The following is a 13,661-nucleotide window of genomic DNA, read 5'->3' on the forward strand; positions in this document are numbered from 1 at the left end:
CCTTTAAGTTAACATATGTTTGCTGTGAGCAAATGATTACTATCACAAATTTACCTGTAAAGCCTGAGGCTCACGTCACCTGCGACTATACGTTTTTCCCCTGCAGGGGTGTGGAGAAGCAGAAAGCCCTCTTCGTCTATGCCGATCAGTATACCGACCTCAGGTTTATCACCGAGTATGACGACCTCCTCCCCTTTGAACAGGAGCCTGTCCTCTATCTTCTCCTTGAAGGGTTTAAAGCCCTTAAGCCTGTAGAGGTTCACGTTATCCGATATGGAGTCAAGGACTCCCCTGAGAACCACTCTCCTGTCGTGTTCTCTGCCGGTTATGAGCCTCATAGAGGTCGCCCCAACCTCCAACTCCTTCGGAAAACTCTCCTGATTGACGTTGAGACCCACACCCACAACTATCCTTCCGGCGCTCTTCTCAACGAGAACACCCGAGATCTTCTTCCCCCTCGCGTAAACGTCGTTGGGCCACTTTATACCCGTCTTAACACCTACGTGCTCCAGATAGAGGGAGAGCGCAAACCCCACCACCAGAGGCAGCTGAACGAAGTCTCTAAAATCCCTCTCGCAGAGGACGAAACTAAAGTATAAGCCTCCCTCCTGGGACTCCCACCTCCTTCCTTTTCTTCCTTTTCCCTTTTTTTGCCTGTCGGCGACCACAACAGTTCCGCAGGGAAGCTCCCTCTCTTTAGCCAGCTCCTGCGTTGAGCTAACCTCTTCAAACCAGAGCATGTAGGGGAACACAACTTCTATTTTTGCACAAAAGTCAAAACCCTCTACAGGGTTTCAATTGACCCTTCGCCCGTAACGCTCCCAAGAACCCACGTCTTCAAACCTATATTCTCGGCGGTGGATACGAGTTCGGACTCCTTGTCACTATCTACTGTGAACAGCAGCCCTCCCGAGGTCACGGGATCGCACAGGAGCAGAACCTTCCACCACTCCAGCTCGGTTCTCAAGAATTCTCTCACGAAGCTGTGATTGTCCTGAGCTCCCTTTGGGTAGACCTTCCTCTTAATCAACTCAATAGCCTGCGGGTACACGGGCACCCTCTCAAAGTAAATTCTCATCCCCACCCCTGAGTTCTTGCAGATATTCCAGGCGTGCCCTAAAAGACCGAACCCGGTAACATCGGTGCAGGCTGTTGCCTCAACCGACTTCATAAGCTCGCTCGCCCTGTCGTTCAGCGTAAGCATGTTTTCCAGAGCTTCGTTTATGTCCTCCTCTTTCAAGAGCCCCTCCTTAAGAGCCTTGATCATCACGCCCGTCCCTATGGGCTTTGTAAGAACTACAAGCTGTCCGGGTTTTGCACTGTTCTGAGTAACGTAACTTCCTTCGGGACACACGCCGGTGACCGCAAGACCGAACTTGGGTTCCTTGTCGTCTACGGTATGACCGCCGAGAAGAACGGTTTTAGCTTCCCTCAGCTTGTCAACGGCTCCCCTCATAACTTCTTTAAAAACGCCCACATCAAGATCGCAATTGTTGAAGCCTACCACCGCTAAAGCTGTCAGAGGTATGCCCCCCATAGCGTAAACGTCGCTGAGTGAGTTGGCGCTGCTTATAGCACCCCACAGGTACGGGTCGTTTACGACAGGGGTTATGAAGTCTACCGTGTGAACGTAAACGGTGCCGTTGTGTTCGTAAACCCCCGCATCGTCTCCCACAGAAACGAGCGTGTGCTCGTCCATGTAGAGGTCAAGCCCTTCCAGTATCTCCTGCAGGTCTCCCGGACCCAGCTTTGCCGCTCAACCTGAAGAACGAACCAGCTTCAAGAGTTCCATAAAGTGTAAGTTTAAGCTTTCTGGAAGAGGGTTTCTTTAGATTTGATGGAAGCAAGCTCAGGTCTTCTTTAGATAAAATCTAAATAAAGTGAGATACAAACTCTTCCTGCTTCTTTTGTTCTCTCTCTTTCTCTTCATGGCGGGAAACTGGGTTCTGTCCATAACTTCTCCCGATGAAGGGAAGAACCTTGAAGCCTCTCTAAGAATGCTTGAGAGTGGGGATTTTATAGAACCCTGCTACAACTGCAAGCCACGCTTTGAAAAACCGCCCATGTTCTACTGGCTCACAGATATTTCCTTCTCTATCTTTGGTGTGAATGAGTTTAGCTCAAGATTTATATCCGGCATATCTGCTATAGGCACAGATATACTTACCTGGCTCATAGCCTTAGAAATCATAGAGCCTGAGGCTGCGGTCATTTCGGCTATAGTTTACGACACCTTTATCCACAACTGGGTTGAGTCCAAGAGCGCTACCCCCGAGATGCTACTCACCTTCTTCATGACCTTAGGGCTTTTCCTTTTCGTCAAGGGCAGGTTCACACTGGGGTGGTTTGCCCTCTCGCTTGCCTTTCTGACGAAGGGTCCCGTGGGTGTGATCCTCCCCTGCTGTGTTTATCTCCTGTGGAAGAGGAACCTAAAGTTTATCAGTCTGAAAGGTATTGCCCTCTTTTTTCTGGTCGGCTTTTCATGGTACGGTGCGATGCTTTACAGGTTCGGTTTCGCTTACTTTTACAAGTTCTTCATCTACGAGAATATACTCAGATATACAGGGCACAAAAGCATACACCCCTACCCCTTCTGGTACTACATTCCCATAATCGGGGCGAGTACACTCCTTTACCTTCCAGCGATCCCTCGGGTTGTTAGGAACTGGGACAGGAAGCTGAACCCCTTGCTCCTGTGGTTCCTCTTCGTCTTTCTCTTTTACAGCCTCGCTAAGAACAAGCTCCATCACTATGTTCTCTTCCTTTACCCTCCGTTGGCTGTAATCTTTGCCTCTTACGTTGGTAAAAGGTATCTAAAGGCTGTCCTTATCATTTCCACACTGCTCGTGCTAGGTATTCTAATGTATGCCCACACCCTTGAGGAAAAGCGTTTTGTTCCCAAAGCTGTGAAGGTTATAAAGGAGCTCAAACCTAAAAATGTATATTTTTACAAGATAGAGAACTCCGCCATAGTCTTTTACACGAGAAGGTGCATAGAGAAGGTTAGAAACTTGCGGGAGATTAGGAAAGGAAACCTAGTTATTACTAAGGAGGGGTACACAAAGGAATTCACAAAAGCTCGCGTTCTGACACGCGGAGATGAGTTCGGCAAGAAGCTTGTTCTCATTCAAGTTGAGTGAGAGCTCTGAAGATATCCTTTAGCTCTTGGTTGGACACAGTCCTCATATCAAGTAGGAGCCAGTCCTTCTTGACCCTCCCTACAACAGAAGGATTGGAAAGTCGGAGTGCTCTTGAGAGCTCCTCTGTGCTCAAACTTTTATGTCTCAGAGAGACGCAGTAGGTTTCAAGCTCCAGCTGGGGAAGTGAACCACCACCGGGCTTTGCCCGGTCCTTCAAGACCTCAACCTCAAGACCCTTGATCCTTTTCAGCATGCGGGCGAGTTTTTTTGCCCTTCCCCTGAGGACTGTGAGGCTTTCCGTGAGCATCCTCAGAACGGGTATCTCTTCAGTCCTCCCTTCAAGATAAAGTCTGAGGGTCTTCTCCAGCCCCGCCAGGGTGAGTTTGTCCACCCTCAACGCCCTCACCATGGAGTTTCTCTTCATTGCCTCCACGAGCTCTCTCTTCCCGAGGATGATACCAGCCTGGGGTCCCCCCAAGAGCTTGTCTCCGCTTCCTGAGACCACGTCAACTCCTCTGGAAATACATTCCTTAAAACTGAGCTCTGCGGTGTTTACCCCAAAGTCTCTCGGAGACACGAGAAGACCGCTTCCCGCATCGTAGTATGTGGGTATCCGATACCTCTTCCCGAGAAGGGCGAGCTCCTCAAGGCTCACCTCCTCAACAAAACCCTCCATGTGGAAGTTGCTCCTGTGAACCTTCATCAGAAGTGAGGTATCCTCACAAATAACCCTTTCGTAATCTTCTATCCTCGTTCTGTTGGTCGTACCCACCTCCCTCAGCCTTGCCCCCGAGCTCTCCATTATGTCCGGAATCCTGAAACTACCCCCTATCTCCACGAGCTCTCCCCTTGAGACCACGACCTCCTTTTCCTTTGCCAGCGTGTTCAGGACGAGGTAAACAGCCCCGGCGTTGTTGTTTACCACGAAAGCTGACTCAGCACCCGTGAGCTCTTTCAGCAGTCCCTCAACGTGGGAGTTTCTTGAGCCTCTCTCCCCCCCTTCAAGGTCGTACTCAAGGTTGGAGTACCCCAGTGCTACCTCTTCTATGAAGTCCACCACCTCCCTGTGGAGCGGTGCCCTTCCGAGGTTCGTGTTTATGACCACGCCTGTGGCGTTTATAACCCTCCTGAGACTGGTCTTCAAAAGCTCTCCGATCCTTTTCTCTATGTCTGCGTATACGTTTGTCGTGTCCTTTATCTTGCCGGCTCTAAGGAGCTTTCTGTACTCCTCCGTGACCTCCCTCGCCGCTCTCTTGACTACCTCCTCCGGGTAAGAGTTCCTGAACCTCTCCAGAACCCTGGAGACCTGAGGAATGTTCCTCAAGAGCTCATCCATAGGTGCTATTTTATTATCCTGATGAGACTGGTGCTTCTGATAGGCGTCTTGTTCCTCCTGCTTTCCTGTTCTGCGAAGAATGGAAGTGAGCAGGGCTTTGACATGGGCGTGCGTGGAAAGGTAGAGATCAGGTATGGAAAATGAAGTTCGTCCTGTTTGCGACCGCAGGTCACGTTGACCACGGGAAGACGAGCCTCATAAGAGCCTTAACGGGTATAGACACGGACAGGCTACCGGAGGAGAAGAGGAGGGGGCTAACCATAGACCTCGGTTTCGCCTACCTTGACTTTCCCGAGGAGGGACTGCGGCTTGAACTCATAGACGTCCCTGGACACGAGAGGTTCATAAGGAACTCCGTTGCCGGACTGTCCTCAGTGTCCGGTATATTGCTCGTGGTGGACGCCGGAGAGGGCGTCATGCCCCAGACCCGTGAACACCTGTCGGTAGCCAAACTCCTCGGCATAAAGCACGGCGTAGCCGTCCTTACAAAGATAGACAAGGTTGAGGGTGAGATACTTGAGCTCGCGGAAGATGAGCTGAGGAACTTCTTGGGGGAGGAGGACTTTGAACTGCCGGTCGTTAAGGTATCTTCCCTGAACGGTGAGGGTCTGGAGCTACTCAGGGATAGGCTGAGGGAGGAAGCCCTGAAAGCCCTTGAAAATAAAGAGGAGCTTCCCCTCAGGGTGCTGGTGGACTCCGCCTTCGTGGTAAAGGGTTATGGGACGGTCATAAGGGGCAGCTGTGTGGAGGGGAAGGTCAGGGAGGGAGACAGGGTGGTGGTTGAGCCTCTCGGGGTGGTATCAAAGATCAGGAAGATTCAGAACCACGGAAAGTTCGTCAGGGAGGCTCAGGCAGGGGAGAGGGTTGCCCTTAACCTTCCCGACGTGAACTACGATGAGGTTAAGAGAGGTTTCTGGGTTCTCAAGCCCGGCTCATATATAAAGAGTGGTCGCATGGTGGTGCGCTCCGAAAGTCTTCTCAAGCCCGGCAGGCTTTACAGCTTCTTCTTCGGGATGAGAGAGGTCAGGGGTCGTCTCTCCCATGTCGGGGAGGGTATTTTCATACTGAGACTTGAGGAAGGTGTGGTCGCTCGCAGGGGGGATAGAGCTGTGGTTCTTGATCCTACCGGCAGGCTGGCAGGAGGCGTTGAGGTTATCCACCCTTACCCGAGGGTTTTGAAGAAGTCCTTTATAAAGGAAAACGCTGGGCTTCTCCTTGAGAGCTACGAAGAGTATCTGCTCAGGGAGATGGGTCCCGTGGGGCTGTCAGGAGAGCTCTTCAGAAAGCTCACAGGTAGGGCGCCGAACACGGGCATCCTTGAAAGAGTTTCTGTAAAGGTGGGAGACAGGTTCTATTCAAAGGAGTTCGTGGAACACTTGAAGAAGAGGCTTGAGCTGTTCATTAAGGAAAGGATAGGGGAGGAGGGATACGGTGTTCCGAAGGCGGAGCTTACGGAGAGGTTTGGGCTCAGCAACACCCTCTTTGAATACATAATTTCGTCTCTAAAAAACTTCAGGCTCCTGGGGGAGCACGTGGTAGACGAGAGGAATTCAGACCTAACGCAGAACGCCGACTTCATAAGGCTCAAGGAACTCCTGAGGGAGGGCATAAGGGAGGAGAGGGAAATACTCTCGGCGGGTGTGCCGAAAGAGGTGCTCAGCCTGTCCATAAAGAGAAGACACGTTCACAGGCTCGGAGAGTTCCTGATAATTTCAGAAGAGCTTTTAAGGCACTACGAAGAAAAGCTCCGGACTTTAGGGGAGGGCTTCACCGTTCAGGAGGCGAAGAAGGCAACCGGTCTCACGCGAAAGTTCCTCATACCCCTGCTTGAGCACCTGGACTTCCTCGGAATGACTGAGAGGAAGGGAGACAGAAGGGTATGGAGGCGCTGAAAGACGACCTCTCTATGATTAGAAACCTACCGTCCGTTAAGAGGACTGATATAATCAGGCATTAGGGGGTGTGGGTTGCTGAGGGACGTTGACCTCAGGCTGTTAGAGATATTCTGCTGTGTTTACGAGAAGAAGAGCCTGACGGAAGCTACCAAGTGCCTCCACTCCTCCCAATCAACCATATCCTTCCACCTCAAGAACCTGGAAAAGCAGGTGGGACAGAAGCTCTTTTACAGGAAGGGGAAGTCCCTCGTGCCGACCACCATAGCCGACAGGCTCTACGACTACGCAAGGGAGCTCATGGACTTTAAGCTCAGACTGCTTGAGGATATAGGGCGATACTCGGGCAGGAAGGGGGGCGTGGTTCGCATAGGTGCGAGCAGTGTTCCCGGCAACTATATACTGCCAGAGTTACTCGGAGAGTTCATAGAGAATTACAAAGGTAACGTAAACGTTGAGCTCCTCATAGGTGATAGCCTTCAGATATACGGTGAGGTTGTAAAGGGCAGGCTGGACTTCGGTGTCATAGGCTACCTCCCGGATAGAAGCGGTGTGGAGTTCACCGAGTTTTACGAGGACAGGATATGGACGGTAGCAAATCCCGAACTTGAAGGAAGGACTCTCTCCCTGAACGAGCTGAAGGACATCCCCATGGTTGTCAGGGAAGAGGGTTCAGGGACGAGGAGGAGGGTGGAAGACATACTCATGCGATACGGGCTCTCCCTGAGGGATATGAACGTGGTGGGAACCTTTGGAAGCAACGACGCCGTCAAAAGGGCACTCAGATTCGTAGTTGGGTTCTCCTTCCTCTCGGAGCACTCTGTTAGAAACGATAACTTCCTTATAAAGCTCAAGGTGGCTAACTTTGAGCCCATAGTTAGGAAGTTTTACATGGTTAAGGACAGAAACAGACCCATACCGAACGTCGCTCAGGAACTCATGAACTTCTTACTTCTACGCTCTAAAACGATGTTTTAAAAAATCTTGCTAAATATTAAAACCCTATCATTCAAATTTTGAATATAACGGAATTGGTATATAAAGAGATTAAGATAATTTTAAAACCGCATACACCCTTTATACCAGTCAGTCCAGATTACACCTCCGGAGAAATATTTCAGGGCAAGAAGTAGCCTTCCAAGGACTACAAGTATCCCCCTTAGCTAAAGGTGGCTACCTTTAAAGTCATGAGTTCGTTTCCTTAGGAGGTGCGAGCATGGAGGTATCAAGGAGGGGTTTTCTCAAGCTCTCGGCGGGAGGTCTGGGAGCGAGCGTCATAGGAGGTCTGGGCTTTGACCTCACCCAGGCACACGCCCGCGTAAGGGAGCTAAAGATAGCCAAGGCTAAGGTCACCAAGAGCATCTGTCCTTACTGCTCCGTTTCCTGCGGAGTTTTAGCCTACTCCCTCTCGGACGGGGCTATGAACGTGAAGGACAGGATAATCCACATTGAGGGCAACCCGGACGACCCCATAAACAGGGGAACGCTCTGCCCCAAGGGAGCCACCCTTAGAGACTTCGTAAACGCCCCGGACAGACTCACGAAGCCTATGTACAGACCCGCAGGGTCTTCGGAGTGGAAGGAGATAAGCTGGGACGAGGCTATAGAGAAGTTCGCCAGGTGGGTGAAGGACACCAGGGACAGAACCTTCGTCCACAAGGACAGGGCAGGGAGAGTCGTGAACAGGTGCGACTCCATAATCTGGGCTGTGGGCTCACCACTCGGGAACGAGGAAGGATGGCTCATGGTCAAGATCGGAATAGCCCTCGGGCTTTCGGCGCGAGAGACCCAGGCGACTATATGACACGCACCGACGGTGGCCAGTTTGGCCCCAACATTCGGCAGAGGAGCGATGACCAACAACTGGGTAGACATATCCAACGCCGACCTCGTCTTCGTCATGGGAGGGAACCCGGCTGAGAACCACCCCTGTGGATTCAAGTGGGCTGTGAAGGCTCGCGAGAAGAGGGGTGCGAAGATAATAAACATTGACCCCAGGTTCAACAGGACTTCGGCGGTTGCCGACATATTCGCCCAGATAAGACCTGGCTCCGACATAGCCCTCCTGGGAGGTCTCATAAACTACGTCCTACAGAACGAGAAGTACCAAAAGGAGTACGTGAAGATACACACCACAGCCCCCTTCATAGTGAGGGAGGACTTCGGCTTCAAGGACGGGCTCTTCACGGGATACGACCCTAAAACGAAGAGCTACGACAAGACGACGTGGGATTACGAGTACGACCCCAAAACGGGATACCCCAAGATGGATCCTACCCTCAAGCATCCCAGATGCGTTCTTAATATCCTCAAGAAGCACTACTCCCGTTACACACCGGAGGTCGTGGAGAAGATAACGGGGATACCCAAGGAAAAGTTCCTCCAGATAGCGGAGGAGGTGGCAAAGTGCGGAGCTCCCGACAAGAACATGACCATACTCTACGCCTTGGGGTGGACTCACCACTCCTACGGCACCCAGCTCATAAGAACCGCCTGTATGCTCCAGCTCCTCCTCGGAAACATAGGGGTTGCGGGAGGTGGTATAAACGCCCTGAGGGGTCACTCCAACGTTCAGGGCATGACAGACCTCGCGGGACAGAACAAGAACCTCCCAACGTACATAAAGCCTCCAAAACCGGAACAGCAGACCCTGCAACAGCACCTGAGGGCGAAGACCCCAAGGAAGCTCCACCCAACGAGCATGAATTACTGGGCTAACTATCCCAAGTTCTTCATAAGCTTCCTCAAGTGCATGTGGGGTGATTCCGCAACTCCCGAGAACGATTTCGCCTACGACTACCTCTACAAGCCCGAAGGGGGATACAACTCCTGGGACAAGTTCATAGACGACATGTACAAGGGAAAGATAGAGGGCATGGTCACGGTAGCCCTGAACTTCGTCAACAACACGCCCAACGCCAAGAAGACCGTCAGGGCACTCAAGAACCTCAAGTGGATGGTAGTGATGGATCCCTTCCTGATAGAGAACGCCCAGTTCTGGAAGGCGGAGGGGGTGAACCCTGCTGACATAAAGACGGAAGTTCTTGTCCTTCCAACAGCGACCTTCCTTGAGAAGGAAGGTTCTATGACCAACAGCGCGAGGTGGATAAAGTGGAAGTACAAGGCTACCGACCCACCGGGGGACGCCAAGGACGAGTACTGGATATTCGGAAGGTTCTTCATGAAGCTGAGAGAGCTCTACGAGAAGGAGGGAGGTGCCTTCCCAGACCCCATACTGAACCTCGTGTGGACTTACAAGAACCCCTACTACCCGACCGCCGAGGAGATACTCACCGAGATAAACGGCTACTATACGAGAGATGTGGACGGACACAAGAAGGGAGAGAGGGTCAAGCTCTTCACCGCACTCAGGGACGACGGCTCTACCGCCTGCGGAGGATGGCTCTACTCCGGGGTCTATCCACCGGAGGGCAACCTCGCAAAGCGAACGGACTTACACGATCCGCTCGGGCTCGGAACCTATCCCAACTATGCCTGGAACTGGCCTGCCAACAGGAGAGTTCTCTACAACAGGGCTTCCGCTGACGCAAAGGGAAGACCCTGGGACCCTGAAAGACCCCTCCTCAGATGGGACCCAGAGCTACGCAGATGGGTGGGGGACACACCCGACACAGCTGCTACCGCGCCTCCGGAGAAGGGGATAGGAGCCTTCATAATGCTACCCGAAGGCAGGGGAAGGCTCTTCGCGGCAAAGAGCTACGCCACCTTTAAGGATGGACCCCTGCCTGAGCACTACGAGCCTTACGAGTCTCCCGTCACGAACGTTCTTCATCCAAACGTTCCCCACAACCCGGTTGCGAAGGTTTATAAGGCTGACATAGACCTGCTCGGCACACCGGATAAGTTCCCTTACGTTGCTACAACTTACAGGCTCACGGAGCACTACCACTTCTGGACTAAGCACATATACGGAACCTCTCACCTCGCTCCCGTGATGTTCGTGGAGATACCCGAAGAGCTCGCCAAGGAGAAGGGCATAGGCAACGGAGACCTCGTGAAGGTGGAGACCGCAAGGGCGTCCATAGAGGCTATCGCCCTCGTCACGAAGAGGATAAAGCCCCTACAGGTCGCCGGAAAGACCGTTTACACGGTGGGCATACCAATACACTGGGGATTTGAGGGGCTCGTCAAGGGAGCAATAGCCAACTTCATAACCCCCAACGTGTGGGACCCCAACTCAAGGACGCCTGAGTTCAAGGGTTTCCTCGCAAACATTGAGAAGGTTAGGGCTTGAGGAGGTGGTGGCATGAGCACTTTGACAACAGGTGGAACAGTAGGTTTAGGTATAAGGCGTATGTCTGCAACGGACAAACCCGATACGAGCATAAAGAGCTATCCCGAACTCGCCATACTCGTTGACATATCCTCCTGCATAGGTTGCAAAGCCTGTGAAGCTGCATGCCAGCAGTGGCACGACCTCACACCCCCCATAATGACCCCCGAGGAGGTCGTCCAGAGGAAGATAGCGGGCTACCAGTCCCATCCCGACCTGAGACCAGACCTCTTCATGCTCATGAAGTTCAACGAGGGCGAGAGTGATAAAGGGTTTGTCTGGTTCATAACCAAATACCAGTGTATGCACTGCAGGGAACCCGGCTGTCTCGTAGCCTGTCCTTCCCCCGGCGCTGTAATCCAGTACCAGAACGGAGTTGTGGACTTTGACCACTCCAAGTGTATAGGCTGTAAGATGTGCGTCGTAGGATGTCCCTTTGACGTCCCGAGGTACGATGCCAACAACAAGCCCTGGAAGTGCAACTTCTGCATAGACAGGGTTGAGGCAGGACTGGAGCCTGCCTGTGTAAAAACGTGTCCAACTCAATGTCTAACCTTCGGTCTCAAGGAGGACATGGTTGAGAAGGGCAAGAAGATAGTGGAGAGCCTGAAGAGCAGGGGTCTGGACAAGGCAACCCTCTACGACCCGCCGGGAGTCAACGGTACGGGCTACATATACGTCCTGCCCCACGGGGATAACGTAAAGGAGTACAACTTACCGGAGAACCCACGGATCGACGCCTCCGTTACCCTGTGGACGGGACCACTCAAGACTCTGGGAAGCATAGCCTTCTGGGGTACGATCGTGGGTCTGTTCCTCCAGCTGATAATCTGGGGACCTATAAAGGTTCTCGGAGGCAAAGAAGAGAGCAAGAGTGAGGAGGGTTGATCATGGCTGTTGAGAGCACAAAGGTGTATGAGGAGCAGATAGAGAGGTTTTCAGCCTTAGACAGGGTGCTCCACTGGGTTACCGCCCTGTCCTTCCTTTACTGCCTCCTATCCGGTATAGGGATAGCCTATCCCAAGTTCCACTGGTTCCTGACGCTTCTCGGTGGTGGTGAGTTTGCACGCTGGCTCCACCCGTGGGCTGGCGTCGTCTTCTCCATAGGTGCTGTCCTCATGATACTAAAGTGGGCGAGGGACATGGTGATAACGGGAGAGGACGTGCTGTTTTTAATGAAGATCAAGGCTTACATATCCGGTCGCCACGATGAGCTACCCGAGGCAGGCAAGTTCAACGCCGGGCAGAAACTCTACGCCTGGGTCGTCTTCATAAGCGCCATAGTCTTCTTCCTGACGGGGATAGTTATATGGTTCCAGGAGGACTTTAGCATGGGGCTCGTGAGGTGGTCTGTGGTTATTCACGAGCTTGCCTTCATAGTTGCGGGTGCCTTTACGATAATACACATTTACATGGGAACCATAGGGGTGCCCGGTTCCTTATGGGGAATGATAGGAGGAAAGGTCTCCGCCACTTGGGCGAGATTCCATCACCCGAGGTGGTACAGAGACATAAAGGGAAGGTGAAGTATGAACACCTTTAAGCAGAAGGAGAGAGAGTTTGCCCTCTCAAGACTCATGCATTTGAAGGAGAAGTTCCCCGAATCCTCCCAGATACTCAGCTTTATGGAAAGGATATTAGAGTTTCAGAACGAGCTCCTTGCGGAGCTGTCGGAGAAGGGAGTTTCTATAGACCTCTCCGGGGCGGAGAGCAGGATAAGGTCGGGCAAACCAGCCCTTAATCTCAGCTCCGTAAACTTTGAACCCTATCTGACCTACATGGAAAAGCTCCTCGCGGTGGTAGAAGAGGCTGGAACCGAGGAGATGAGGAAGAAGGCTCGTGAGGTGGGGGAGACGGGAAGGGAGGGGGTGAGGGAACTCCTCTCAAGATTTCTAAGGGGTGAGGAGACAGACCCTGTGGTGAGGATGCTCTTTACCGCACTGCTCCAGCCCATTTTATACCTGTCTGCGGACAGGGTCAGCTTCAACCAGGAGGGCTGGCTAAGGAACACATGTCCCGTTTGCGGTTCAAAGCCTTCAGTCTCGTTCCTGATGGACACGGAGGAATGGGAAGGGGCGAGGTTTCTGAGGTGTAGTCTATGCCTGACTGACTGGCTCTACGTAAGGACTAAGTGTGTGGAGTGCGGCAACTCGGAGGACGATAAGCTGAACTACTTCGTGAGCGGTGAGATAAACCACATAGAGCTCCAGACGTGCTCCCTCTGCAACAGGTACATAAAGATAGTGGACATGAGGAAGGACGGGCTCGCCGTGCCAGACCTTGAGGATGTAGCGACCGTGAGCCTTGACCTCTGGGCAGAGGGAGAGGGATACGTAAAGGTGGAAAGGAACCTCTTAGGTTTCTGATATGCTCAGGAGAGAGTTTCTCAGGGTACTGTGCCTGTTACCCCTGCTATACTCAGGTAGGGCAATGGGGAAGGATCTTAAAGTCCTTGGGTGCACGATAAAAGACGACAGGCTTTACAGGGTTGAGCCTCACAGGATGCTCTTCCAGTGGGTGAAGGAGGAAGGAAAGGGCGTTTACTCCGTAGGCATGATGTCTATTCTCGCCGCCCTTAGCTATCCCCTGTACTCCATAAGGGTCAAGCCCGTTGGGACGCGCCTTGAGTACGATGACAACCTCGCCACCGTTGAGGCTGGGAAGAGGATAGCGACCTTTCCCACACCTCTCTCGGGGGAAGTGGTCGCTGTGAACGAAGAGGCTGTAAAAGAACCTGGGCTGATAAACCGCAAGCCCTATACTTACTGGATAGCTGAGATAAGGGCTACCAGACCGGAAGAGCTAAAGGGGCTGAAGAGGGCTGAAGAGGTCTCTGCCGAGGTGAAGGAGGTTATAATCAACGAAGATATAGACTGTTCTAAGGTGGAGGAGTAGGGAGAGGTTGGTAGGCTGGTGCCGCCCCGGGACTTCAAATCCCGTGGGAGGTCCCGCGAGGGGTCTCCGGAGGGTTCAATTCCCTCCCTCTCCCGCCAGGGGGA

The 13,661-nt window shown here is 52.5% G+C and carries 12 protein-coding genes and 1 tRNA gene; 10 read left to right on the forward strand and 3 right to left on the reverse strand.

Annotated elements, in window-relative coordinates; translation table 11 throughout:
• Positions 1–50: 50 nt before the first annotated feature.
• Together HG1285_RS10575 and selD are read right to left on the reverse strand one after the other, a co-directional pair.
• Positions 51–740: a biotin--[acetyl-CoA-carboxylase] ligase gene (locus HG1285_RS10575; RefSeq protein WP_032496621.1), complete on the reverse strand. Its 690-nt coding sequence runs from the start codon at positions 738–740 to the stop codon at positions 51–53.
• A 44-nt stretch (positions 741–784) separates the two neighbouring features.
• Entirely contained in the window at positions 785–1,747 is a 963-nt protein-coding gene (gene selD, locus HG1285_RS10570; RefSeq protein WP_032496599.1) for a selenide, water dikinase SelD, read from the reverse strand.
• 133 nt (positions 1,748–1,880) lie between these two features.
• Between selD and HG1285_RS10565 the strand changes: the two genes are divergently transcribed.
• Complete coding sequence (locus HG1285_RS10565; protein ID WP_008287206.1) at positions 1,881–3,140, forward strand: glycosyltransferase family 39 protein; 1,260 nt, start codon at positions 1,881–1,883, stop codon at positions 3,138–3,140.
• On the opposite strand, the gene selA is transcribed toward HG1285_RS10565, so the two are convergent.
• Complete coding sequence (gene selA, locus HG1285_RS10560) at positions 3,124–4,476, reverse strand: L-seryl-tRNA(Sec) selenium transferase (protein ID WP_008287207.1); 1,353 nt, start codon at positions 4,474–4,476, stop codon at positions 3,124–3,126. The genes HG1285_RS10565 and selA overlap by 17 nt on opposite strands.
• 21 nt (positions 4,477–4,497) lie before the next feature.
• Between selA and HG1285_RS20475 the strand changes: the two genes are divergently transcribed.
• The 9 genes from HG1285_RS20475 to HG1285_RS10515 all read left to right on the forward strand — a co-directional run bounded on the left by HG1285_RS20475 (position 4,498) and on the right by HG1285_RS10515 (position 13,655).
• Positions 4,498–4,620 (forward strand): hypothetical protein, encoded by a 123-nt coding sequence (locus HG1285_RS20475; RefSeq protein ID WP_008287208.1) that lies wholly within the window; start codon positions 4,498–4,500, stop codon positions 4,618–4,620.
• Positions 4,617–6,368, forward strand: a complete 1,752-nt coding sequence (gene selB, locus HG1285_RS10555; protein WP_008287209.1) for a selenocysteine-specific translation elongation factor — start codon at positions 4,617–4,619, stop codon at positions 6,366–6,368. Before HG1285_RS20475 ends, selB begins: the two co-directional genes overlap by 4 nt.
• A 75-nt stretch (positions 6,369–6,443) precedes the next feature.
• A complete protein-coding gene (locus HG1285_RS10550; protein ID WP_008287210.1) occupies positions 6,444–7,346 on the forward strand; it encodes a selenium metabolism-associated LysR family transcriptional regulator in 903 nt (300 codons plus the stop codon).
• A 238-nt stretch (positions 7,347–7,584) separates the two neighbouring features.
• Positions 7,585–10,623 (forward strand): formate dehydrogenase-N subunit alpha, encoded by a 3,039-nt coding sequence (fdnG, locus tag HG1285_RS10540; RefSeq protein ID WP_157560550.1) that lies wholly within the window; start codon positions 7,585–7,587, stop codon positions 10,621–10,623.
• A 12-nt stretch (positions 10,624–10,635) separates the two neighbouring features.
• Positions 10,636–11,550 carry a formate dehydrogenase subunit beta gene (gene fdxH, locus HG1285_RS10535; RefSeq protein WP_032496603.1) on the forward strand — a complete coding sequence of 305 codons (915 nt, stop codon included), beginning with the start codon at positions 10,636–10,638 and terminating at the stop codon, positions 11,548–11,550.
• Between the two features lie 2 nt (positions 11,551–11,552).
• Complete coding sequence (locus HG1285_RS10530) at positions 11,553–12,188, forward strand: formate dehydrogenase subunit gamma (protein WP_008287214.1); 636 nt, start codon at positions 11,553–11,555, stop codon at positions 12,186–12,188.
• A gap of 3 nt (positions 12,189–12,191) precedes the next feature.
• Complete coding sequence (gene fdhE / locus HG1285_RS10525; protein ID WP_008287215.1) at positions 12,192–13,028, forward strand: formate dehydrogenase accessory protein FdhE; 837 nt, start codon at positions 12,192–12,194, stop codon at positions 13,026–13,028.
• 64 nt (positions 13,029–13,092) lie between these two features.
• Positions 13,093–13,557 carry a glycine cleavage system protein H gene (locus HG1285_RS10520; RefSeq protein ID WP_232219471.1) on the forward strand — a complete coding sequence of 155 codons (465 nt, stop codon included), beginning with the start codon at positions 13,093–13,095 and terminating at the stop codon, positions 13,555–13,557.
• Positions 13,557–13,655: transfer RNA gene (locus HG1285_RS10515), tRNA-Sec, on the forward strand. Before HG1285_RS10520 ends, HG1285_RS10515 begins: the two co-directional genes overlap by 1 nt.
• Positions 13,656–13,661 lie beyond the last annotated feature (6 nt).

Source organism: Hydrogenivirga sp. 128-5-R1-1 (assembly GCF_000171895.1).